The 22,030-nt window shown below is 56.8% G+C and carries 21 protein-coding genes; 7 read left to right on the plus strand and 14 right to left on the minus strand.

The window, feature by feature from the left end:
* The first annotated feature begins 19 nt into the window (after positions 1-19).
* The 4 genes from DBR44_RS19955 to DBR44_RS13255 all read left to right on the plus strand — a co-directional run bounded on the left by DBR44_RS19955 (position 20) and on the right by DBR44_RS13255 (position 3,860).
* The gene (locus tag DBR44_RS19955) at positions 20-271 is read left to right on the plus strand and encodes a DUF6502 family protein (protein WP_124644510.1); all 252 of its coding nucleotides are present in this window, start codon (positions 20-22) and stop codon (positions 269-271) included.
* On the plus strand, positions 240-857 hold the full coding sequence (locus DBR44_RS13245; protein ID WP_124644511.1) for a DUF6502 family protein: 618 nt from the start codon (positions 240-242) through the stop codon (positions 855-857). Before DBR44_RS19955 ends, DBR44_RS13245 begins: the two co-directional genes overlap by 32 nt.
* Entirely contained in the window at positions 841-2,529 is a 1,689-nt protein-coding gene (locus DBR44_RS13250; RefSeq protein WP_158613615.1) for a FecR domain-containing protein, read from the plus strand. Before DBR44_RS13245 ends, DBR44_RS13250 begins: the two co-directional genes overlap by 17 nt.
* 89 nt (positions 2,530-2,618) lie before the next feature.
* Complete coding sequence (locus DBR44_RS13255) at positions 2,619-3,860, plus strand: bacterial transcriptional activator domain-containing protein (RefSeq protein WP_124644513.1); 1,242 nt, start codon at positions 2,619-2,621, stop codon at positions 3,858-3,860.
* 329 nt (positions 3,861-4,189) lie between these two features.
* Here DBR44_RS13255 and DBR44_RS13260 read toward each other — a convergent pair whose 3' ends face one another.
* The 4 genes from DBR44_RS13260 to DBR44_RS13275 are packed head-to-tail and all read right to left on the minus strand — an operon-like array spanning position 4,190 to position 8,437.
* Positions 4,190-5,296, minus strand: a complete 1,107-nt coding sequence (locus tag DBR44_RS13260; protein WP_124644514.1) for an agmatine/peptidylarginine deiminase — start codon at positions 5,294-5,296, stop codon at positions 4,190-4,192.
* 54 nt (positions 5,297-5,350) lie between these two features.
* Positions 5,351-6,427: a polyamine ABC transporter substrate-binding protein gene (locus DBR44_RS13265; protein ID WP_199731051.1), complete on the minus strand. Its 1,077-nt coding sequence runs from the start codon at positions 6,425-6,427 to the stop codon at positions 5,351-5,353.
* 17 nt (positions 6,428-6,444) lie between these two features.
* The gene (gene aguB, locus DBR44_RS13270) at positions 6,445-7,377 is read right to left on the minus strand and encodes an N-carbamoylputrescine amidase (protein ID WP_124644516.1); all 933 of its coding nucleotides are present in this window, start codon (positions 7,375-7,377) and stop codon (positions 6,445-6,447) included.
* Positions 7,370-8,437 (minus strand): agmatine/peptidylarginine deiminase, encoded by a 1,068-nt coding sequence (locus tag DBR44_RS13275; protein ID WP_124644517.1) that lies wholly within the window; start codon positions 8,435-8,437, stop codon positions 7,370-7,372. Before DBR44_RS13275 ends, aguB begins: the two co-directional genes overlap by 8 nt.
* A gap of 110 nt (positions 8,438-8,547) precedes the next feature.
* On the opposite strand from DBR44_RS13275, the gene DBR44_RS13280 reads away from it, so the two are divergent.
* Positions 8,548-9,441 (plus strand): LysR family transcriptional regulator, encoded by an 894-nt coding sequence (locus DBR44_RS13280; protein ID WP_124644518.1) that lies wholly within the window; start codon positions 8,548-8,550, stop codon positions 9,439-9,441.
* Between the two features lie 93 nt (positions 9,442-9,534).
* On the opposite strand, the gene DBR44_RS13285 is transcribed toward DBR44_RS13280, so the two are convergent.
* The 3 genes from DBR44_RS13285 to DBR44_RS13295 form a co-directional block, all read right to left on the minus strand.
* On the minus strand, positions 9,535-10,623 hold the full coding sequence (locus DBR44_RS13285; protein ID WP_168190807.1) for a polyamine ABC transporter substrate-binding protein: 1,089 nt from the start codon (positions 10,621-10,623) through the stop codon (positions 9,535-9,537).
* Between the two features lie 650 nt (positions 10,624-11,273).
* Positions 11,274-12,893 (minus strand): methyl-accepting chemotaxis protein, encoded by a 1,620-nt coding sequence (locus DBR44_RS13290; RefSeq protein WP_124644520.1) that lies wholly within the window; start codon positions 12,891-12,893, stop codon positions 11,274-11,276.
* A 253-nt stretch (positions 12,894-13,146) separates the two neighbouring features.
* Positions 13,147-14,061, minus strand: a complete 915-nt coding sequence (locus DBR44_RS13295; protein ID WP_124644521.1) for a LysR family transcriptional regulator — start codon at positions 14,059-14,061, stop codon at positions 13,147-13,149.
* Positions 14,062-14,168: 107 nt separating this feature from the next.
* Here DBR44_RS13295 and DBR44_RS13300 point away from each other — a divergent pair, with 107 nt between their 5' ends.
* Positions 14,169-14,846, plus strand: coding sequence for a carbonic anhydrase family protein (locus DBR44_RS13300; RefSeq protein ID WP_124644522.1), 678 nt, complete (start codon positions 14,169-14,171; stop codon positions 14,844-14,846).
* 148 nt (positions 14,847-14,994) lie between these two features.
* On the opposite strand, the gene DBR44_RS13305 is transcribed toward DBR44_RS13300, so the two are convergent.
* Together DBR44_RS13305 and DBR44_RS13310 are read right to left on the minus strand one after the other, a co-directional pair.
* Positions 14,995-15,558 carry a DUF4865 family protein gene (locus tag DBR44_RS13305; RefSeq protein WP_158613616.1) on the minus strand — a complete coding sequence of 188 codons (564 nt, stop codon included), beginning with the start codon at positions 15,556-15,558 and terminating at the stop codon, positions 14,995-14,997.
* 10 nt (positions 15,559-15,568) lie between these two features.
* Positions 15,569-15,826 carry a carboxymuconolactone decarboxylase family protein gene (locus DBR44_RS13310; RefSeq protein ID WP_124644524.1) on the minus strand — a complete coding sequence of 86 codons (258 nt, stop codon included), beginning with the start codon at positions 15,824-15,826 and terminating at the stop codon, positions 15,569-15,571.
* 103 nt (positions 15,827-15,929) lie between these two features.
* On the opposite strand from DBR44_RS13310, the gene DBR44_RS13315 reads away from it, so the two are divergent.
* A complete protein-coding gene (locus tag DBR44_RS13315) occupies positions 15,930-16,817 on the plus strand; it encodes a LysR substrate-binding domain-containing protein (RefSeq protein ID WP_124644525.1) in 888 nt (295 codons plus the stop codon).
* A 97-nt stretch (positions 16,818-16,914) separates the two neighbouring features.
* On the opposite strand, the gene DBR44_RS19635 is transcribed toward DBR44_RS13315, so the two are convergent.
* The 5 genes from DBR44_RS19635 to DBR44_RS13340 all read right to left on the minus strand — a co-directional run bounded on the left by DBR44_RS19635 (position 16,915) and on the right by DBR44_RS13340 (position 22,029).
* Positions 16,915-17,661, minus strand: coding sequence for a hypothetical protein (locus tag DBR44_RS19635; RefSeq protein WP_199731052.1), 747 nt, complete (start codon positions 17,659-17,661; stop codon positions 16,915-16,917).
* Positions 17,662-18,126: 465 nt separating this feature from the next.
* Positions 18,127-18,372, minus strand: coding sequence for a helix-turn-helix domain-containing protein (locus DBR44_RS13325; protein WP_124644526.1), 246 nt, complete (start codon positions 18,370-18,372; stop codon positions 18,127-18,129).
* Positions 18,373-18,589: 217 nt separating this feature from the next.
* Positions 18,590-20,116: an MFS transporter gene (locus tag DBR44_RS13330; RefSeq protein ID WP_124644527.1), complete on the minus strand. Its 1,527-nt coding sequence runs from the start codon at positions 20,114-20,116 to the stop codon at positions 18,590-18,592.
* An 18-nt stretch (positions 20,117-20,134) separates the two neighbouring features.
* Positions 20,135-21,352, minus strand: coding sequence for a cytochrome P450 (locus DBR44_RS13335; RefSeq protein ID WP_124644528.1), 1,218 nt, complete (start codon positions 21,350-21,352; stop codon positions 20,135-20,137).
* Positions 21,349-22,029 (minus strand): HAD family phosphatase, encoded by a 681-nt coding sequence (locus DBR44_RS13340; RefSeq protein WP_124644529.1) that lies wholly within the window; start codon positions 22,027-22,029, stop codon positions 21,349-21,351. Before DBR44_RS13340 ends, DBR44_RS13335 begins: the two co-directional genes overlap by 4 nt.
* Position 22,030 lies beyond the last annotated feature (1 nt).

Below are 22,030 nucleotides of genomic sequence, written 5' to 3' on the forward strand. Positions count from 1 at the left end.
ATTTTCAGCGTGTACAACCATGTCCGATACGCCACCTCCTCTACAGACTGAACGGCGCTTTCTGAGCACCATCGAACATCTGTTGCAGCCGCTGGTCCGCCTGCTGCTGGATCATGGCGTGAGCTATCCCGCGCAGATCGAGCTACTGAAAGCCAGCTATGTGCATGTCGCCGACCGTTATTTCAAACTGCAAGGCAAGGCCCAAACCGACAGTCGCATCCATCAGTCTGCTGACTGGCGTGCATCGGAAAGATGTCAAACGCCTGCGTAGTGATGGGGCGGAACCGGCGAAGCTCGATGCACCACTGGCGGCACAGGTATTAGGACGCTGGACCGGTGATGCCCGCTATCTGGATGAGCAGCAGCAAGCGCGCGTGTTGCCACGCTTTGCCCGTCCCGGGCTTGAGGTTTCATTTGAATCTTTGGTGCAGTCGGTCAGCAAAGACATTCGTCCGCGAGCGCTGCTAGACGAGTGGTTGAATGCAGGAGTGGTCACCCTGGATGAAAATGATGGTGTACATCTGCATGTGAGCGCCGCGGTACCGTTGGCTAGTGCTCACGACAAGCTTGAATTCATGGGACGCAATGTGCATGACCACCTGGCCGCCATCGGTGCCAACTTGCGTGAAACGCCCTCTCCCTTCATGGAGCGCTGTGTGTTCTATGACGGACTGACGCCAGAACAAATCTCGGTCTTGCAGACACTTGCGACGCAACGTGCAATGGATGCCTTGCACGAAGTAAACAGGTTGGCGCAGCAAATGCTCGAATCAAATGGCGATAAGGCAGAACAAGGTGAGCGCTTTAATTTCGGAGTGTATTTCTATCATGAGGCCTCCGATGAAGAACCTCGCTAAGCTTAGTCTACTAATGCTCGCGCTAATCGGAAGCGCGGCAATGGCTGCACCGATATGTGAAATCGATCCGGTTTCACACAAAGTACTCGTACTGGATAGTGATACCGGTCGTGGTGGTCTCGGTGGTACTGGCTCCCCGGCCGGCCCCGCATTGTCGGCCAACAGCACAGGTGGTATCGGGGGCAGCGGCGCACCGGCGACGCCAGCACTTGCTGCCAATGGCAACGGGGGAATCGGAGGAACTGGTACACCAATCCGGGTTCCGTTTGCCGGCAGCGTGATGTTTGCCCATGGCACCGTACTGGCAGAAAACAGCGTGGGTGGAACGCGTAACCTAAGCTCGGGCCAACCGATCTGTGAAGGTGACCGTATCGATACCGGACAGGGCAGCCAGGTGCAGCTGGCAATGGCGGATGGTGGACGACTGGATTTGCGTGCACACAGCCGCTTGCATCTTGATCACTTTGTCTTGCCGGACAGCATGAATGGCAGTGAGCGCTTCTCTGCCACCTTGGCCTGGGGAAGCGTACACGCCATTACCGGTGCAATCGGCCATATCCATAAAGAGCTGTATGCCTTGTATACCCCGTTGGCACAAATCGGTGTGCGGGGGACGTCGCATGAGGTATTTCATGTTCCGCAAGCACTGCCGGGTGTGGCTGCCGGCACCTACAACCGCGTACTTGCAGGTGGTACTACGCTGACTAGTAGCACAGGTTCGCTTGATCTGGATCCATCCCAATCCGGATTTGTGCCACTGGGGGGTGGAGCGCCGCAATTGTTACAGCATTTGCCGTCGGCTCTTATGCATCCAACGGCCGCTCAGGCGGTCATCAATCAGTTGAATAGTGTGGATGATTCGGGATCCGCTGCCATTTTTCTTAAGCCGCTGAATACGATTGTACAAAATGTCGACATGACAACGCAGGCTCCGAGAGGATCAGCCTATGTCGGCTCAAGTCAGGATCTAGATGGCAACGACGTTCGAGTGGGTGGTGTTATCAATCATCGCCGCAATCGATCGGTAATTGTGCTTGATCCAGTGTGGGGTTTGCCATCTGCAGTGGCCGATACCAGTAATGGATTTAATTTTTTCACCGATGATGTAAGTATTTTGTACGATTTTGGCTTCGCCAAAGTCGATGGCGCCGATGTAATTTGGGGCTTGTATGGCGGGGGTAATGATGTGGACCCGGGCAGTGGTGCAATTCGCAATGTTGACTTCCATCACTTTGTTTACGCACCCGGCGGTGTTACCCCCAGTGCCGTGCTGAATAATCTGTCCGGAACGGCAACATTCGGTAATTTGGTCGGCTCGACCATGCTGTCCGACGAGCGCGGTGGTGCAGGGGGACAGCTCAATGCATTGCAAATCGGCGTGCAATTCGGTCCGCAAATAAGGGTTACTTCGTATCAGCTTAATGCCAGTGATAGCCAGGCGCGGACATGGAATGCGCAATTCAACGGCTCGGTCGATCTGCCAACATTCCGGGCGGGAAAGTTGCCGCTTACTGTGCAATGCAGTGGTGACGGTTGCGGTAGTGGAACAGGCGCTGGCAGTGCTGCTGGAGTGATTATCGGCAACTCCGGCAAAGGCATCATCACCAGTTACGGGCTGCAGATTACCAGCGGGCAGAAGGTTGGCGGAGCGGCGGTGGTCAGCCGTCCATGACTGCATCAGGAGTAGGATACTGCAGCCGGTACAGTATTGGGTCTCCTTGGCGCTTGATGCTCTTGCCATTGGTGTGGTGCAGCGTGGGCATGCTGCAAGTACCACGGGCGATGGCTGGCGTATGTGAAGAAGTACTGGATGGTGCGGAGGCAGATTGGCGTGCAGGTCGAGTCATCGAAGTAGCCCACCGATTACAACAGCAAGAGCTGCAATGTGCCGATAGGGCCAGAAATAACCTCGTTTTGGGCGAGGCACTACTGATGGCCGGGCGACCCGCCGATGCCTTATTGCCACTGGAGCGTGCAGTAACACAAGCCCCGCAGGATAAGGCAGGATGGCGCGCACTAGCGCAGGCCTGGTTAATGCTGGGTGATGACGAAGCTGTACTAGAGGCCTTGCATAACTCTCCGGAACTCCCTGCAGGGAAGATGAGGAGTGGCGGTCTACATTGGGGTTTTAGCGTGGAGGCCGTGCGTGGGTACGATAGTAATGCCAATCAGGCAACCGATGTGACTTCAATTATAGTGCCGGCACTTGGAAATATACGCTTTCAGCTTAACCCCTTGTCACGCCAGAATGGTGACAACTATTGGGGAAACGCCGTGCATGCCCGTGGAGAATGGGTGCTGTCGCCTACGATGGATGTGTATTTGAGTGCAGGTTATACGCGCAGAAACTATGATGATCTGCATGTTTTTTCGACAGAAGATCGTAGCATGAGTGCGAATGGCAATTATTCTACGGTCATGGGCGCATGGTCTGCGGGAATGCAGTATGGACAATTATTGCAAGCAGGTCAGCAAGTACGCAGATCACTGACTGGCAGTCTGAATTGGCAAGCGGTGCGCAACTCCCCAATCTGGCCAGTCATTGGCATGGATATCGGTAACTACCACTATATAGGGGGGCCGCCGGCAATGGATGGTTTTGTTGAGAGAGTACTGACCATAAGCAATACCTTTCCTCTTGGACGTAATTCTATTGGCTGGGCACTACTAGCCGGACAAGATGCCGCCACGGTACGACGAGCCGATGGTAACCGGGATATGGTCGGAATGCGGCTATTGGCAAGTGGTCCTCTTTTCAGAAATTTCGAATGGTTCAGCTGGTTTGGCCGAGTAGATAGTCATTATCATCACAGCAACCCGGTCTTTATGGAAAAACGATACGATATTCTCGAGGACTTGACAGTGGGGCTTAATTGGAACATTTATCGTGGACTGAGTATTCGCGGCCAGGTATCAGCTTCTCGTCAGCGCTCTAATATCCGCCTTTTCGATTATCGTAGAGCTGATTCAAATTTTAGTGTGCGTTACGATTTTGGTAGCTAAAGACCGCCCGCATCCCTCATTGCAATGCTCTCGAAAGTCTGAGTTCCATTAATGTGAACGTCTCTTCGAGAGTCGAAAGCGACCTAAGCTGCAGAGAAATACAGCCATTCAGTATCGAAGTCGATCATGCTCTGGGAATTTCAGAGCAGATTGAAATCTAGATAGGTGTTGGCACGAGGCCAATGGTTGGCAGCGAGTCTTCACTGCCAACTGAGCCATCATCGGCCTGAGTTGTTATTCGAGCCTATTAAAAGAGACTGTCTGCTTTGCGATGTAAAGCAGTCCGGGGTGATGTCTACAGGCATTGGGACCAATCGCCATCGCCAAAGCTATCCAGGCTGTTGTTGAGTCGTGCAATGAATCCCGCCTCCACCTGCGGCAATGGCATCAATGTTGAGTTGGATAACTTCGCGACCAGGAAATAGCTCTCTCAGGATAGCTCGACTGTTGCTGTCCGATTTGGTATCACCAAACTGGGGGGCAATCACCGCCTTGTTGCAGACATAAAAATTGATATAGCCGGCGGCAAACTCGTCATTTTCGTATTTTTTACGAATTGACGATGGGCCAGGCATTTCAACAATTTTCAGTTTGCGGCCACGGGCATCGCTGGCATTGCGCAATATGCCCAGATGACGACGGGTAACCGCATAATCATACGAAGACGGGTCGTTATCCAGTCCTGCTACCACTACGCCAGGGCTAGCAAAACGGGCATAAAAATCGGTATGGCCATCGGTGATGTCCTTACCCGCAATGCCGGGTAACCAGATGATCTTGTCCAGCCCTAGCAGTGCCTTCAGTTGGGCCTCACAAGCGGCCTTGCTCACCCCGGGATTGCGGTTTGGATTGAGTACGCAGCTTTCAGTAATGATGGCGGTGCCTTCACCATCCACCTCGATACCGCCTCCTTCCAGTACCAGCTTGCTGTGCAGTAGCGAAACGCTAGTCTTGTCCGCAATCAGCCCGGCCAGCCTGGCGTCATCCGCATGAGGCTGCTTGTTACCCCAGCCATTGAAATTGAAGCTGACCGCCGCACGTTCTCCATTCGCCTTTTTTACGAAAACAGGCCCGGTATCGCGCAGCCACAAATCATCCATGGCCGCTTCAATCAGCTTGACCTTGTCACCGCACATGCGTGCTGCCACATCGTATTCTTCAGGTCGAACCAGCATGTTGACCGGTTCAAACTGCGCAATGGCACGCGCAATTTCGGCCAGTGCCTCTCTAGCGCCTGTCTGCAGGCGACTACCCCATATTTCTTCATCCGGCCCGAATGCCATCCAGGTGGCAGCATGTGATTCGCCCTCATCAGGCATCCGCCACGCTGTGGATGCAGCCTGGGAAGCGTTTGCCATCAGGCCCATGCCGCCAGAGAGCAAACCGCCTCCGGCCAGTATCAGGCTCTGCTTGATAAAATCACGTCGGCTATTCATCGGGTATTTTCCTTGCAAAATACTGCCAGCCTGGCTGGCAGTACGGGTTTGCCATTACTTTCCGGTTTTGAATGCAGTCCATAGCCGGTTCTCTTGCCGACTGCTTTCTGCACTCTGGGTACTGAGTGTGAACAAGGTACGGCGCACGGATTCTGGGGGGTAAACCCCCGGATTCTGGCGCAGCGCCTGGTCAAGCAGCGGCTGCGCCTTCCAATTGGCATTGGCGTAGCGGGTGGCATTGGAAATATGTGCAATAACGTCCGGCCGCAGGATGAAGTTGATGAACAGGTGGGCATTGCCCGGGTGGGGGGCTGTTCTTGGTATCACCATGCTGTCATACCACATCAGCGTGCCTATGCTGGGGATGCTGTACACCAGTTCGCGTCCCTTGCCCGCTTCGCGATTCTTTTGCGCGGCAAGATTGATTGCTCCCGAATACCCGGCGAACACGCATAGTTCTCCATCCATCAGCTCATTGGCGTTGGCCGAATTGGCAAACAGGCTGATGGCCGGCCGAACCTTCATCAACATGCTGCGCACCGCCTGATAATCCTTGCTATCCGCATTTTGCACTTTGCGTCCGGCATAGTGCAGGGCAAGCGGCAAGATGGTGCTGGCAGAGTCCTGCAGCCCCAATGCGCAGTGGCCAGCAGCCAGTCGTTTTGCGATCACCGGATCGAACAACAAATCCAGGCTGTTAGCCGGCATGTCCTTGCCCAGGATGGATTCTACTTTCTTGCGGTCATAACCGATTCCGACGGTGCCCCACATATAGGGTACACCGTACTGATTGCCCGGGTCGGAGTGAGCCATCAGTTTCAATAGTGCAGGATCAAGATTAGCCAGATTGGCAAGCCGGCTCTTGTCCAGCTTGCGAAAGGCTCCAGCCTCTATCTGTTTTGCCATGAAGTCATTACTTGGCCACACCAGATCGTAGCCGCTGTTGCCAGTCAACAGCTTCGCCTGCAGCGTTTCATCACTGTCATAGCTGTCATAGCGCACCTTGATGCCGGTTTCCTTCTGGAATTGCGCCAGCGTATCGGGGGCAAAATAGTCGGACCAATTGTAGAGATTAAGGACTTTTTCCTCTGCGGCGTGTGCCAGGGACGACAAGATCAGCGCAGCAAGCAATACCAGGCGTTTGGATTTCATGCGGACTCTCCGGTCTTGCGATAACAGGAGGCCTGCCCGTCGCTGGTCAGCAAAGTGCGGTACATTTCCGGACGACGGTCGCGGAAGAATCCCCAGGATTGACGATCCGCCTTGATGGCATCCAGGTCAAAGGTGTGCAGCAGGATGGTTTCGTCGCTGCGATTGGCCTCGGCCACTTTGGCACCGGTATGGTCGGCAATGAAGCTGGAGCCATAAAATACCCCGGTCAGTCCTTGCTGCCTGTCGTTGCCATTGCCAAAGCCGGTCTCTGCGCCAATACGGTTGGCCGCAACCACCGGCATCATATTGGCGGCGGCATGGCCTTGCATGGTGCGTTGCCAATGGCCGGAGGAGTCGTAAGCGGCATCAAACGGTTCGGAACCGATGATGGTGGGGAAACACAGTACCTCTGCGCCCATCAGCGCCAATGTGCGGGCCGTTTCCGGATACCACTGGTCCCAGCAGATACCAATGCCGATACGGCCAAAGCGCGTATCCCATACCTTGAAGCCGGTATCGCCCGGTGTGAAATAGAATTTTTCGGTGTAGCCGGGACCATCCGGAATATGGGTCTTGCGATAGACACCCAGCACCGTGCCGTCAGCATCGGCCACGGCGATGGAGTTGTAAGCCGCATTGCCGGCGCGCTCAAAGAAGCCAATCGGCAGCACAATGCCCAATTCACCGGCTAATGCGGCAAACCGGGTAATGCGGGCATTGCCGGCAAAAGGCTCGGCCAGCTCCAGATGGCGTGCATTCTGGTCCAGACAGAAGTACGGCATCATGAACAATTCCGGGCATAACACCAGCTGGGCCCCCTGTTTGGCTGCCTGCCGAATCAGCCGCTCCGCCCGTGCCATATTGTCTTCCAGATGCCAGCTACCGGATGCCATCTGTACCGAAGCCACCGTCAGGGTTCGTTCAGTCATGTGTATTTCCTTGTTTCCAATGAGAGGCCACAACACGCGGTTGTTGCTGGGTGGAGCAATGCATGCTGCCGCCGCCAATGGAAATATGGGTAACCGGCAGCAGAATCACGTCCCGGTCAGGAAATGCCTGGGCAAATACCTGTGTTGCCGCCTCGTCTTCCGGGCCGCCAAACGCCGTTGAGATCACCGCGCCATTGACCAGAATGTAGTTGGCGTAACAGTCGCAGTAGCGTTCCGACTCATAACGCTCGCTGACAATGGGGGAAGGCAGGTCCAGCAGCTCAAACCGGTTGCCATGCACATCACTTGCCAGTTCCAGCGCTCGGCGGTTTTCCCGCATGATGCGGTAGTACTCGCCCTGATCTTCCGTGGCCGACTGGCACAACAGTTTGCCCGGCGCAATAAACGAGGCAATGCCGTCAACGTGGCCATTGGTTTCCACTTCGTCCGGGTTACCCGGTAGCCAGATGATTTTCTCCACCCCCAGCATACGGCGCAGCTCGGTCTCGATTTCGGAACGGCTCCATGCCGGATTGCGGTTGGGGTGTAGCAGACAACTTTCCGTGGTCAGCAAAGTGCCTTGCCCATCCACGTAAAACGAGCCACCCTCCAGGATCAGGTGGGAATTGAAAATGGTGGCATTGGCATAACGGGCCATATCCTGAGCCAATTGCTGGCAACCATCGTAAGGCTGGTATTTTTCGCCCCATGCGTTGAAGCGGAACACGGCGGCAGCCAATTGCCCGTGCTTGCCTTGCAGGAATATCGGGCCACAGTCGCGTACCCAGTTATCTTCAGCAGCTACTGCCAGTACTTGCACTGTCGGCCCGCACAGCGCTTGTGCCTGCTCTGCCTGACTGAAATGGGCCGTGACGATGCAGGGTTGAAAACGCGCAATGGTTTGGGCGACCAGCGCAAATTCGGCGCAGACCTGCGGGTAATGCTCACCCCACAGCCCTTCCCGGTATTCCGCCACCGGCCATCCCAGCCAGGTGGCCTGCTGGGTTTCCCACTCGGCGGGCATGCGAAAGCCGCTACGGCGGGCATCAAATGACATCATTTTTTGTCTCCTCGGGATTGGGTAGGTAGACGCAGTATGAAACCAATCACTCTTGATAAAAATTGACGTTTATTGGCTAAATAGATCAACTTTTCTCATGAGTTGCGATCATGCACCGTATTCCTTCCCTCAAGCTCTTGATGGGTTTTGAAGCCGCCGCGCGCCTGGGCAGCTTTGCCCGGGCAGCGGACGAGCTGTGCCTGTCCCAATCCGCCATCAGCCATCAGATACAGCAGCTGGAAGAACAAACCGGTCAGGCCCTGTTCCGCCGGATAGGACGGGGGGTGGAGCTGACCATGGCGGGGGAGGTACTGCAAAGAACGGTGCAACGCTCGCTGGAAACCCTGCGCAGCGGGCTTGGACGCATTGCCACTTATCTGGACCCCGGTCTGGTGGTACTGGTGTGTCCGGCCCCCCTGCTGCATGGCTGGCTGCAAGCGCAACTGGAACAGCTGCAACACGACTTGCCAGGCTTGTGCCCGCTGTTGTCTACCGATGAAACAGCCCGCTATGTCGATGAAATCGATGTGGACATCACCATAGGCAACCGTCCCATTCAGCAGCCCGACTTGCTGGAGGTGCCGCTGTTCCAAGACCAATGGGTCGTCGTGGCAAGACAGGACATCGCCGAGCGACTGAATACGCTGCCACTTGAGGAGCACGCTGTGCACAGTCCGTTGGTATGTCTGGAGGAACACCTCACCGGCGAGCAAACCGGACCGCTATTCAGGCAATGGCTGCAACGCTTTCACATGGCGGCCATCTATGATGACCAGCGCTGCGTACTGGATGCCGTAGAACGGGGACGGGGCATGGCGCTGGTGTCAAAACTGGCGGCCATGGACAGTTTGCAAAGCGGGAAGCTGGCAAGGGTAAACGGCTATCCGGTTTTACCCGGTCAGAACTGGTGGCTATCCCGGGTAGCGGGCGAGGCGCGTTCGGCCAAGGTCAGTCAGGTTTTTGACTGGTTGCGTGCTCACGCAGCCATGCCTGACGAGGCATAGGCACAGGGACGCAAGAAAAGCGGGCTGCACAATGGCAGCCCGAAACCGTCATGGCCAGAAGCCTGAAAACGTCTCCACGACGGGCACTGCTCCTTAGCGACCGGTTTTCAACTGGGCCCACAGCCGGTTTTCCAGTCGGGAAATATCCGGCGGCATCGGCTTGAGGGAGAACAGGATTTTCCGGGTCTGCTCTCCCGGATAAATAGACGGATCATTGGCCACATCAGGCATGACCAGCTTTCTCGCTGCCGCATTGGCCGTGGGGTAAAACACCTCATTGGTAATGGCCGCGTTGACTTCCGGCGACTGGATGTAGTTGATCCAACTCATGGCATTTTCCGGATGGGGTGCATCCTTGGGGATCACCATCACGTCAAACCACACGGGCGCACCTTCGCGCGGAATGATGTAGGCAATCTGATAATGGCGCTTGGCCTCTTGGGCACGGTGACGGGCAATATTCACATCACCAGACCAGCCCACGGCAAAGCAGATATCCCCATTGGCCAGATCATTGATATAGCCGCTGGAATTGAATTGGGTGATGTAGGGCCTGATTTTTTTCAACAGCTCCAGCGCTGCTTGATAATCGGCGGCATTGTGACTATTCGGGTCCTTGTGCAGGTAATTGAGAACAATGGGGAAAATTTCCGAAGGCTGATCCAGCACGGACACGCCACACCCTTTGAGCTTGCCTAGCTTTTCAACATCAAACAGAACATCCCAGCTATCCAGCACGGCATCCTTGCCCAGCACGGAACGTACGCGAGTCAGGTTATACCCCAGACCATCCGTGCCATAGGCCCACGGCACGCCGTATTGATTACCCGGATCGGCACTGGCCACCAGTTGCATCAGGCTTTTGTCCAGATTGGCCAAATTGGGCATCCTGCTTTTATCCAGCTTCTGGTAAATGCCGGCCTCTATCTGACGCGCCATGGCGGTGGATGACGGCACCACCACGTCATAGCCGGTTTTGCCGGTTAGCAGCTTGGTTTGCAGCGTATCGTCGCTGTCAAACACATCGTATTTCACCTTGATACCGGTCTTCTGCTCAAAGCCGCGTACCGTATCGTGAGCAATGTAGTCAGACCAGTTGTACACATTCAATTGCTTGTCATCGGCTGCTGCCAATCCACTGTGCAACAGCATGGCCAAGCCGGTTAGCAGAATGCTCGCCATTGGCATTGATTTCATCATCGATTTCCTCATCCCTTGTTGACGTCATGGCAGCCAGGCTGCTACCTGCGCCTTGGCTTTCTTGAGCTGACATTTTTGCCATCAAGCAGTGATGAAAAAAAGTGATGTTATGTAATTGAAATGATCAACTATTTTCATGCATCGAATACTAGAAACCTATCTGCGATAGCACAGCAAACGTATGGATTGGTCGACAAACTTTTATTTCGCAGCTCAGATGTGGGTAGGAACTAGGGCTAGGCTCCGACGGACTTTCGAACGAGATGTAGGTGATTTGGAATCAAATACTTCTGCCATGTTCCGACGAACTTGATTCGGTGTAGTCAGGTGACGGGTGGTCAGAAAGAATGAAGTCGGCAGGACGTTGACCTGACCAGCTTGTTGCCAACAGATGCACATCTAAAGAGGCCCGCAAGGGCCTCTTTTCGTTGGGGATGATGCGGGGAAGGGATGAGGGGCAGTGCGTCGGACAAAGCGGTCGGCCAATGCGCCACGGGTGAGCGATGGCTGCCGACCCAGTTTGGTCTGTCGAGAAGATTAAAGTTGATCTTCTCGCGTCAGAAACGGCCGGTGAAAGCTACCCTTTAATTAGTCTTCCGCTGTTTATCGGCGGCTATGCCGCCCTGTCCAGGCTAGACCCTGAAACCCGCAACGGCCTGTTTAAGTTCATCCGCCATTGACTTGAGGCGATCGGCATTTGCCGCCACCTGCGAGACCACCGTACTGGTTTCTTCAGTCATGTGGGCGATGTGCTCGACACGCTTGGCAATGGCACCGCTCGTTGATTTTTGCTCACGCAAAGAGTGAGAAATCCCGGTCACTGCCTGCACCACACCTTTGGAGCCTTCACTGATCAGGCGCATCGAGTCACCCGCACGGCCGGCCAGCACCACGCCTTCCGTTACCCGTTGGTTGCCTTGTTGCATTGCCGCTGTGGCGTGCTCAGTGTGGCTCTGGATGCTGGCGATCATCGATGAAATTTCGTCTGCTGATCGGGTCGTTCGTTCCGCGAGCTTTCTGACCTCATCGGCCACCACGGCGAATCCACGGCCTTGCTCGCCAGCACGGGCGGCCTCGATGGCTGCATTCAGGGCCAGCAGGTTGGTCTGGTCGGCAACTTCCTTGATCACGTTGGCAATACTACTGATCTGTTGCGACTGCGCAGTGAGCGTAGCCATTTGCTGGGCTGTTTCCTTGACGTTATGGGCAATACGGGTCATTTCGTCCGTCGCGTCCTTGACTTGCAATGCCCCCTGGTCAGAGCGGCTACCTGACTCCGTGGCAATCTGTTCAGCTTCCTGGGCATTCCCCGCCACGATGTCGATGCTGACTGTCAGTTGTTCAATCGAGGCTGCCACGGACACGGTGTCATCACTTTGCTGCGATGCACTGGCTGACACCTGGCTGGAGGCCGCAGCCAGCTCGGCAGCCAAACTGGAGACATTGGCCGAGCTGGTCAGCACCTTGCGGATCAATTGCGCCAACTGCTCCTGCATGACCTTGATCGAGGCCATCAGACTGTCCTGGCTGGTACCCGCTATCTCCACGCGGGTCGAGAGATCACCAGCGGCAATGCGGCGGGAAACCTCCATGGCATAACGTGGTTCCCCACCCAGCTGTTGAATAATGCTTTTTCTGACATACAGCGAGATGGTGATCAAGGCACTGAGCATCACCAGGGCCGTGGCCAGACTGCCCGAGATGATGCGTGCGCGTGTCGCATCAAACTGCTTGTCTGCTTCCTCGGCGTCCGCTGTCAGCGATGAGGCAAAAGGGGTCAAGGCGTCGTTAATGGCGGTGACATATTTGTCCATTTCGTCGTCAAGCGGCCTGATTTGCTTGAGATCGGCATCGGCCTTGAGGAGGGGCAGAACTTGCGATTCGTATAAGGAGATGAGTGCCCGATGAGCCGTTTTGGCCTGCTCTGCCGACTTCTTCTCTTCCGGGGTATCCGCAAGCTCGCTGGCACGGGCCAGCATCTTTTCTGTCGTGATCTTGATTTCAGCCCAGTCTTTGGCTGATTCAGTCAAATTGCGGTTGATGATGCTGTCGGCAATGACCCGATACATGACCGGGCCGATCTTTGCGGTGATCAGCATCTCGTTACTTTCGCTGTTGCGTTTATAGCCAGCGTCCTGCAGGTCGCCAAGATAGCTCATGCCGAACTGGGTAATCAGCAGCATGAGCGAGAAGGCTGCCGTCGTAATCACCAGCAATATGTATAGCCGACTTGAAATCTTGAGATTTCCCATTATCAGGGCCTTCCAGAACAAGGATTGGACAGATGCAGACACTACTTATCGTAGACGGATATTTTGTCAGCGCTGCAACTGACTAAACGTCGGCTTTCTACATCATGTGTTGATGGCTGCAGCTGGCTCGCTGCTGCCAATCCTCTCGCAAGCGAAGGCGCCCTGTCCGGCCGCTAGGCCCCAATAGCCGGAACTGACACGAACCGTGGCCCACGATGGCTACTTGCAGGCAGCCAGCCGGCATTGGCTTTTGCTACATGCCGGATTCGCGGCGCTCGCTCCATTCGGCGGCGGACTGCTGCAGATGTTCGAGAAATACCGCCGCAATCGGGGAAAGCCTTTTGCCGCGCGGATACAGGGTGAACCAGTGCGACTGCAGCGGGAAGCCGGCCACATCGAGAATGGTCAGTTGATCATCCTCCAGGCGGGCGGCCAGTGCATGACGCGAGATCACGGCAAGGCCAAGGCCACCGGATACGGCCTGCTTGATCGCCTCATTACTGCCCAACTCCAGCCGCACCACCGGGACGAAGCCGCTGTGTGCGAAGTAGGCATCGCAGGCCAGGCGCGTGCCAGAACCGCGTTCCCGCAGGATGAATCGTTCTTGCTGGAGGTCTGTGAGCGCCAGCCGCCGCCCTTGCAGCCGGTGTTCTGCGGGGGCAATCAACACCAAGGGGTTGTGCAGGAAGGCATGCTGCTCAAGGTCCAGGCTGTCGGGCGGCATCGACATGATGTAAAGATCATCGCGGTTTTCGCGCAGGCGTGCGACGACACCATCGCGGTTGAGAATCTCCAGCGCAATCTCGATGTTTGGGTGCTGCGCACAAAAACTGCCCAGCAAACGCGGGACGAAGTACTTGGCAGTGCTGACCAGGGCCACGCGCAAGCGCCCCTGCTCCAGCCCCTTCATCGCATTGATGTCCTGCTCGAACTCCCTCCATTCGTCGAGCATGGCCCGCGCCGTCCTGGCGAGCGCTTCGCCAGCTTCGGTCAGATGCAGGCGCTTGCCGATCTGTTCATAGAGGGGCAGGCCGACGGCGTCGGCCAGCTCGCGCAATTGCATCGACACGGTGGGCTGGGTGACATGGCATGCCTTGGCGGCCGCAGTGACACTGCCGTGCTCGGCCAGTGCCAGAAACAGGCGTAGCTGGCGAAAAGTGGCATTCATAGGTTTTTAACTATATGTGGGATAACTATTATCGATTATTAATTATTTTCTGTTGTGGTTAACATGGCCACCACACGCCATTGTCGCCAATCAAGATACGTCCGGCCATGAAAACACATACCTCCGAAACCCAAGCCACTTGCAGCCCGCCACTTGCCTTGCAGTTGCTCAAGGAAGGCAATGCCCGCTTCGTCAACAACCTGCGTGCCAGCCGCGATTTGCTGCAGCAGGCCAACGAGACGCGCGACGGCCAATGGCCATTTGCCACCGTCGTCAGTTGTATCGACAGCCGCACATCGGCCGAGTTGATCTTCGACCAAGGCCTGGGCGACATCTTCTCGGTACGCATTGCCGGCAACGTGATCAACACCGACATCCTCGGCAGCCTGGAGTTTGCCTGCCACGTGGCCGGATCAAAACTCATTGTGGTGCTCGGCCACACCTCCTGCGGCGCAATCAAGGGGGCCTGCGACCATGTGGAGCTGGGCAATCTGACCGAACTGCTGTCGAAGATCCAGCCTGCGGTGTACGAAGAGAGCCACACCCTGGACCCGGCCAGGCGCAATTCGCAGAACACCACCTTCGTGGAGAATGTTGCCGACCTGAATGTGCGCCGCTCGGTGCGGTCGATCATCAACCGCAGCTACATCCTTGGGCAGATGATCGCTGCCGGCGAGATCGGCATCATCGGTGCCAAACACAATCTGGCCACTGGCGAAGTGACCTTCTTCGACGACACCTGGTTGCACGATGAGCTATCGATGCAGCGCATGGTGGCCGGGTAGTGGCGCGGCTGACTAACCATTTGTGAATGGCGCGGCCACCGCGCTGGCTATTGCTGGCCTGGATGGCCAGGAAATTTCCGGTTTCAAGGCTTGCAGGATGCTGGACAGTCCATGCTGGAGGCGTCTCCTGCATGGTGATTCAGCGCCATCATCGCTTCATCGCCACATAGCCAATCTGATAGCACTCACTGTGGATTTGCTGTGGCATGAACTCTTGCTCATTAGGCCAAGCCGACATGCGTAATGTGCGCCATTGTTGGGGGTCGTAAGCGCTTAGCACGGACAAGGCGCCTTGCTGGAGCAGCCTGGCGGCCTGTTCGTGTTCCTGCTGGCGCAGCGCGGCGAGCGATGTCCCTGGTGCAATGGCTTGCGTTTGTTGGTAGCAAACCGCAGCAGCAGGCATGGCCTGGTTTCCCGTGCATTCCCATACCGACCAGATATCGATTTGCGGCCTGCCAAAGTCTTCGCACACGGCGCGGAAGCCGGGGCTGGCCAGAAACTGGTTGATCCCTGCGTTGTCCTGCCACAGATAAAGCGGGGCATAGGCATTGACCGAGCCTGGGTGTCGGCCATCCTTTTGCGACCAGAGATAAGCCTTCCACTCAAGGTGGGGGAAGCCATCCAGCAGATGTCCACGCTCATGGATGCGCTGCCTGATGATGGCCATGTCGTAGTCGGCTGGCAGGGTAAAACGGTATTGCATGGCAAGCATGGGTTTACTCCTAAAAGGCCAGGTGGGTGATGCGTTTGCCCGGTTCGCCACGGGCGATGCCATTGTCCATGGCCAGCTGCAAAGGACAGGGCAGCTGCTCCAGCCGGTACCGCGCGATCAGCGCCGCTACTGTCGCGATACTGCGCTTCTGCGGGCTGAGTCGCGTGCGTTGCCAGATGCCGCCAACTAACAGTGATGGGGTGATGTTGGCCAGCTTGGCCGCTGCGGTGGCCATGCTCTGCATGCTGTTTGGCGAAGCGGTGGTCATGGTGGACTCCTTGGCCGGTTTTGACAGAACCCAGCTTAGCCAGTCAAAATAATTTTGATAATCAAAATGTTTTTGATTAATTGTTCAATTTTTTAGGACTGTTATGGCGAGTCGCATCAGTCTGGATCTGGATGTGTTGCGCAGTTTTGTCGCTGGTGTGGAGCTGGGCAGCTTTGCGCTGGCCGCGCAGCGGATGAACCGGTCGACATCGGCCATCAGCGCACAACTGAAAAAGCTGGAAGAACAGGCTGGCCAAGCGCTGATGCGCAAGGCGGGCAGGGGCCTGGTGCTGACGCCCGCCGGGGAAATCATGCTGGCCTATGCGCGCCGGCTGCTGGCACTGAATGATGAGGCGGTGCAAGCCGTGCAGGGCAGTGGGCTGGAGCAAGGATGGCTACGTTTCGGCATGCAGGACGACTTTGGCGAATCACTGTTGCCGGCCATTCTTGGGCAATTCACGCGTGCCCATCCGCAGTTTCGTCTGGATGTAAAAGTGGCGCGCAATCAGCAACTGCTGGATGGATTGGCCAAGGGAGAGCTTGATCTGGTATTGGCCTGGGATGGTGGCCAGCAATGGCCCTATCAGCAGGTGATGGGGACGCTGCCGCTGTGCTGGATAGACAGCAAGTCCAGCCCTGTGACCTGTGTGCCAGACAGCGCCATTCCCTTGGTGGCGTTTGAGGCACCATGCCTGATGCGCGCGGCCGCTTGTACTGCCTTGGAACAAGCCGGCCTTGGCTGGAGGCAGGCGTTTTGTAGCAGCAGCCTGAGTGGCATTTGGGCCGCGGTTGCCGCCGGGCTGGGGCTGACGGTACGGACTCCGCTTGGCCTGCCGGATACGCTGCAGCTGCGTCAGGATCTACCCGCACTGCCAGAGATTCGCCTCATGCTCTATCGTGCAGAGTCAGCGGCTGCCACGGGCTGTGAACGTTTGTCGGAAGTGGTCAGCCATGCTGTGGATGGCTATCTGCATGGTTTGCAGCGCTACTGAGTATTTCTTTGGATACTGATTAACCAAGCCAGGCCCGCCAGATAAAAAGCCCGGACATCGCGCGACATCCGGGCCGGGTCAGTGGCGAGATGCCGGTTTATTTACGGAATTCTGCTTCTACTCCGGCATGCAACAGATCCTTGATGTTTTGGGCGCTCTGGGTGCCGTTATATTCAAAGTCAAATTGCGTGCCGCCCGTGCCACCGTTCTTGATGGTAAAGCGCACCCCGCTGAGGATGAAAAAGCCAAAACCAGCTGCCAATGCCGTGCCCACGCGCAGACGGCCGGACAGGAAAGTGAGGGGGCCGTTCACTGCTTTGAGCTGATTATCCCAGTCCACTTCGGTAATCACATCCAGCTGGGCTGTAGCGGCAAGTCCGTCACCGAGCGGCGCAATGGCATCAGCCAGGCTGATGAGTTCGGCATGGGAATTGCACAGTGCCTGGTGGCTGGAAACCAGCGCCTGATAAGCCTGGGCGGATACTTTCTGCGGCGGGCGACCTGGGGAAACAGTCCATGTGCCATTGGGCAGCAGGGTCACCGTGCAATTGAATTGCTTGAAGTCGGACAGCTGCACGGTAGCCGCCTGGCTGGATACATCGGTCCATTGCGCCAGTGAGTTGTAATCGAAGGAGCCGGTGCTGATATAAAAGGAAAACTTCGGCTCCAGGGTACGGGTCATGCCCGGTGCCGGCGACCAGGTCATGCCAATAAAACCGGCTGCCGATTGAATGCCGAAACTCATATTGGAAAACCAGCTGTTTTCTTCGTTGCCGGGTTTGTCAAAATTATTGCTGGTAATCTGAATGGTGCCATCCTTAGTGGAAGCACCGGTTTGTTTCATGGTCGGCCCTTTTTTTGGCGGAACCGTTTCCTGGTAATTGGCCTGAAAGGCCTGGTTAATATCTGCATCCAGTGAAACATTGGAAGAAATCTGCACCTCCAGGCCGACAGCCTGATTGCTGGCACCCGAGCCCACACGATATTGCAGCGGAACGCCGAAATTATTCAAACTTTGCGAATTGCTGTCGATAGTCAGGCAAGCGCTGGAATTGGCAAATACGGCAGGGTCAGCCTCTAGCGCTTGCGGTGGTTTCAAAAACAACCAGAAATTTTGTGTATTTGCTGATTTATTGATTACATAGATATTGTAAGTCTGTGCCATTTTCAATTTCTCCAAAATGAATAATATGCTGAGTCATCAGCACATTAAATATACAAATCTGGAGAATGACTTTCAGCATCACATCCGCATCATCTTGGTATCAGATAAATATCAAACCGGTAGCAAATGATTATCGTCGATTTATTATTCGAAGCGGGCAAACAGGCTGTCGACTTCCACATCCAGGGCCAAGGCCAGGTTTTTGGCGGTGCGGTAGCGTACCGGCGAGCCCAGTTCGGCCCGTTTGATCGAGGCGCTGGATACCGGACAGCGACTGTTGCTGGCATGCCTTGCCAGGTCATCCTGACTAAAGCATTTGTTTTTGCGCAATTTTTTCAGGCGCAGTGGATCAAGCAGCACTTTTCCATCATCAATAACTAACTTGGACATAAAGCCCCCGACAGTAATTTGGCCAGATAGCAAAGCATGCTGATGTTGCCGCATGGCTGGATCAGTCTTGTTACCACTAAGACCCGCTAACAAAACCCCCGTCCCTGCGTGGCGTCTTGGCCCAGGTACGCGGCGAGGTGTTGTTAGCGGCGCTGATGACAAGGCTCCGCCACACCGGTCTGCCGGCGGCGGCTAGCCCTGTCGGGTTTTCGCCTGCTTACAAGGACTGCGTGGCCGCCGAGGGCTGTGTTGCCGGGCGGATCAGCCAGGCAATCAGCACCGTCAACACCATGATGATGGCGGTCAGAACCCACAGCACGCCATGGAAGGCCTGATCATAGCCCTGGATCAGAATGCCCTGTAGCTGACTGGCCGCGAGCGAGGCGGGCGCTGCCAGATTGCCTGCCGCTGCATCATTGATCCAGTTGCGTATTTGTTCCGCATCGCTGCTGATGGCAGTCAGCGCACCGTGTGCCGCATCTCCCAGCAGCGTGGCCAGCAGCGAACCATACAGCGCCACGGCCACCGCTTCGCTGCCCAGGCGGAAAGTGTTGAGCAAACCGGCGGCCATGCCCGCCTTTTCCGCCGGCACCATCTTCAGCGCCATCCCATCCACCAGCCCAGCTGACAGGCCCATGCCGCAGCCCAGCAGCAGCATGGGCAGGGATAGTTGCCACCAACTGCTGGACGGATGGCTGACAGCGGCCAGCAAGATGATGCCCAGCAACAAGCTGAGCAGGCTGGCATGCAGCACGCGGTTGGCGGATACGCCATGGGCCACCAGCTTGCCCGCCAGCAGCGGGCAGACCAGCATGGGCAGGGTGAGCAGCAACATGGTGAGCCCGGTGCGGGTGGGGGCCAATTGCAGTACGCCAGCAAGATAGCTGGGCAGATAGGTGAGCAAGGTGACAAAGCCGAAGGACGCCGCCACCGTCACCAGTGCCATGCCGACAAAGCGCTGATTGGTGAGCAAGGAGAGATCAAGCATGGGCTTGGGGTGGTGCTTTTCCTGCCAGATAAACAGCACCAGCAGGGCCACGGCCAACGCCAGCAGGGCCAGAATGCCCGCACTGTTCCAGCCCCATTGCGAGCTTTGCACGATGGCAGTCATCAGGGCGAGCAGCATCAGAACGAACAGGCCGGCACCCACGGTATCAAACTGCAGCCCTTGCCCGAGATGGGGAAGATCGCGCGGAATGATGGAGCTGCCCAGCAAGACCAGCAGCAGGGCAAGGGTGTGGCACCAGAAAATGGTGCGCCAGCTGAAATGCTCCAGAATCAGCCCGGACAGCGTGGGGCCCAGACTCACCCCCAGCCCGGCGACGGTGCCGAACAGGGCAAAGGCGCGCAAGCGGGCCGCCCCTTCGAAGCGGGTAGACAGAATGGCAATGCCGCAGGAGAACACCGCCGCCGCCCCAATACCCGCCAGCGCCCGCGACAGATCCAGCAGCATGGGGCTGTCTGCCAGCGCCGACAGCAAGGAAGCCAGCGCATACAGCACCGCGCCCAGGCTAAAGCAGGTCCGACGACCAAAGCTGTCCGCCAGCGCCCCCCATGACAGGGTGAAGCAGGCAAAGGTCAGGTTGAAGGCATTCACCACCCATTGCAGGCTGGTCAGTGGGGCATGGATGTCTCGACCAATGGCTGGCAGTGCAAGGGCGGTGCCGGAAATGGAACTGGGCACGACAAAGATGGCCAGCAAAATGACCGCCAGCAGTCCTTTGTCTGCAATGGATTGCTTCATGGTAATTCTCGTTTCCTGTTAACGAAGGGTTGACCCACAGACTGGCAGGGATGAGGGCCTGCGCAGAATGGTGCCGTGGGTCCATGGCACGCTGGCAGCGGGCACCGCCAGTTGCAGGTCTGGCATGCGCTGCAGCAGTATTTCCAGCACGGTGGTGATTTCCATGCGCGCCAGCGCGGCACCCATGCAGTGATGCATGCCGTAACCGAACTGCAAATGCTTGCTGCCATTGCGTTGTGGATCAATCAGCAGGGGGTCGGCAAACACCTCGGGATCGCGATTGGCGGCAAACACATCGGCATACACCACGCTGCCGGCCGGGATGACACCAAAGCTGCCATGGACATCTTCAATGGCGATGCGCGGGAAGGTAGAGGTGGTCCCCAGCGGAATCAGCCGCAGCAGTTCTTCCACCATGGCGGGAATATCTTCTGGCTGCTCGCGCAGCGACTGCCACAAGGATGGTGCGGCCAGCAGCGTATAGACCACCTTGCACAGCACGGTCAGGATGTTCTGGTCGCCGCCAATCAGAATGCCCAGCAGAATACCGACCAGTTCTTCATCGTTCAGCGGGGGCGTGCTTTCGTCCCGCGCGGCGACAAAGCGGTGAATCAGCCCGTCGGGGACTGTGGTACGGCGGCCGGTCACCAGATCCATCAGGTAGTCGTATACCAGCCAGAACTGGCGCAACAACTCCGGCACATCACGCGGGTCGGCAATCTGTACGGTATGGGTCAACGGCCGGTAATAGCTGCGATCCGCCAGTGGAATACCCAGCAAACGGCAGTCCACTTCTGATGGAATGGACTCCAGCACCAGGCCCAGCAAGTCGACCGCACCTGTCCGCGATTGCAGGGCATCCAGCCTGGCGTGGGTGGCCCGTACCACCGCATGGTGCAGTGTCGCCACCCCGGCGGCGCTGAAATCCTTCACCACCACCTTGCGCAAGCGCGCATGGCTGGCGCCATCATTGTTAAGTAACAGCTCGTTGGGGGTGATGGTGGGCAGAAAGCTCGGCCCGTCCTCGGTATTGCAGGGCCGCCGCACCAAGCGGGCATCGGTCAGCGCTTGCTGCACTTCCTGATAGCGGGTCAGGTGATAAGCCACATGGCCGCTGGGCAAGATGATGCGCGCGATACCGTTGGCCGGGCTGGTGGTTTGATATACCGGTGTGGCATCCAGATGAGGGATGTCGCCCACCCGTACCGGTGCCAAGGCAGAGACAGGTGCGTTCATGATGCGGCCAGCTCCATTTGCTCACGCAGGACCACCCGGGTGATGTTTTCCAGCTCCAGCAGTGCCTGGGCATTGTCTTGGAACAACAGGGTTTGCCAGCCCAGACTGGCCGCGGCCTCGATATTTTCGCCCACGTCATCGATCAGCAGGCAATCGGCCGGCTCGACAGCGGCCCGTTGCGCTGCAATGGCAAAAAAGCGGGCATCGGGTTTGCGGCAGCCTTCCTTGCATGAGTCCACCACCAGGTCCACCACGCTATCCAGCCGCAGCATGGGCCGCCAGTGGGGCTCCCACTCCAGCACATTATTGGTCAGGATGCCCACTTGGTATGCCGCCGCCTTCAGGCGGCGTACCGCTTGTACCATGGCCCGATTCGGGGTGACACCGGCAAACCACTGCGCACCGAATTCGCGCAGCCGGGCGCGTGACAAATCGATGTCCGGGTGGCGCATGCGCAAGGCGTTTTCCAGGCGCTCGCCCCATTCGGCCTCGCTGATGACAGCATTTTCCACCGGGGCCAGCATGGGCAGGTGCATGTCATCGGCCACATCACGCATGGCTTGCTGCAATACCGCCGGGGCCAGGCCGGTCTTGTGCTGGTATTGCTGGAACAATGCCGGAATGGGTGGCGACAGCACGCCGCCGAAATCAAACCAGATCATTTTCGGAGTACGCATT

Origin of the sequence: Aquitalea sp. FJL05, from assembly GCF_003852595.1 — a bacterium.
GTDB lineage: Bacteria > Pseudomonadota > Gammaproteobacteria > Burkholderiales > Chromobacteriaceae > Aquitalea > Aquitalea aquatilis.

Bases quoted from the DNA above. Each gene is read 5' to 3' on its own strand.
- DBR44_RS13290 (WP_124644520.1), bottom strand. From the start codon at position 12,893: ATGGGAAATCTCAAGATTTCAAGTCGGCTATACATATTGCTGGTGATT.
- DBR44_RS13250 (WP_158613615.1), top strand. From the start codon at position 841: ATGAAGAACCTCGCTAAGCTTAGTCTACTAATGCTCGCGCTAATCGGA.
- DBR44_RS13305 (WP_158613616.1), bottom strand. From the start codon at position 15,558: ATGCTTGCCATGCAATACCGTTTTACCCTGCCAGCCGACTACGACATG.
- DBR44_RS13275 (WP_124644517.1), bottom strand. From the start codon at position 8,437: ATGATGTCATTTGATGCCCGCCGTAGCGGCTTTCGCATGCCCGCCGAG.
- DBR44_RS13280 (WP_124644518.1), top strand. From the start codon at position 8,548: ATGCACCGTATTCCTTCCCTCAAGCTCTTGATGGGTTTTGAAGCCGCC.
- DBR44_RS13260 (WP_124644514.1), bottom strand. From the start codon at position 5,296: ATGAATAGCCGACGTGATTTTATCAAGCAGAGCCTGATACTGGCCGGA.
- DBR44_RS13315 (WP_124644525.1), top strand. From the start codon at position 15,930: ATGGCGAGTCGCATCAGTCTGGATCTGGATGTGTTGCGCAGTTTTGTC.
- DBR44_RS19955 (WP_124644510.1), top strand. From the start codon at position 20: ATGTCCGATACGCCACCTCCTCTACAGACTGAACGGCGCTTTCTGAGC.
- DBR44_RS19635 (WP_199731052.1), bottom strand. From the start codon at position 17,661: ATGAAACAAACCGGTGCTTCCACTAAGGATGGCACCATTCAGATTACC.
- DBR44_RS13330 (WP_124644527.1), bottom strand. From the start codon at position 20,116: ATGAAGCAATCCATTGCAGACAAAGGACTGCTGGCGGTCATTTTGCTG.
- DBR44_RS13335 (WP_124644528.1), bottom strand. From the start codon at position 21,352: ATGAACGCACCTGTCTCTGCCTTGGCACCGGTACGGGTGGGCGACATC.
- DBR44_RS13340 (WP_124644529.1), bottom strand. From the start codon at position 22,029: ATGCGTACTCCGAAAATGATCTGGTTTGATTTCGGCGGCGTGCTGTCG.
- aguB (WP_124644516.1), bottom strand. From the start codon at position 7,377: ATGACTGAACGAACCCTGACGGTGGCTTCGGTACAGATGGCATCCGGT.
- DBR44_RS13310 (WP_124644524.1), bottom strand. From the start codon at position 15,826: ATGACCACCGCTTCGCCAAACAGCATGCAGAGCATGGCCACCGCAGCG.
- DBR44_RS13255 (WP_124644513.1), top strand. From the start codon at position 2,619: ATGCTGCAAGTACCACGGGCGATGGCTGGCGTATGTGAAGAAGTACTG.
- DBR44_RS13325 (WP_124644526.1), bottom strand. From the start codon at position 18,372: ATGTCCAAGTTAGTTATTGATGATGGAAAAGTGCTGCTTGATCCACTG.
- DBR44_RS13295 (WP_124644521.1), bottom strand. From the start codon at position 14,061: ATGAATGCCACTTTTCGCCAGCTACGCCTGTTTCTGGCACTGGCCGAG.
- DBR44_RS13300 (WP_124644522.1), top strand. From the start codon at position 14,169: ATGAAAACACATACCTCCGAAACCCAAGCCACTTGCAGCCCGCCACTT.
- DBR44_RS13285 (WP_168190807.1), bottom strand. From the start codon at position 10,623: ATGGCGAGCATTCTGCTAACCGGCTTGGCCATGCTGTTGCACAGTGGA.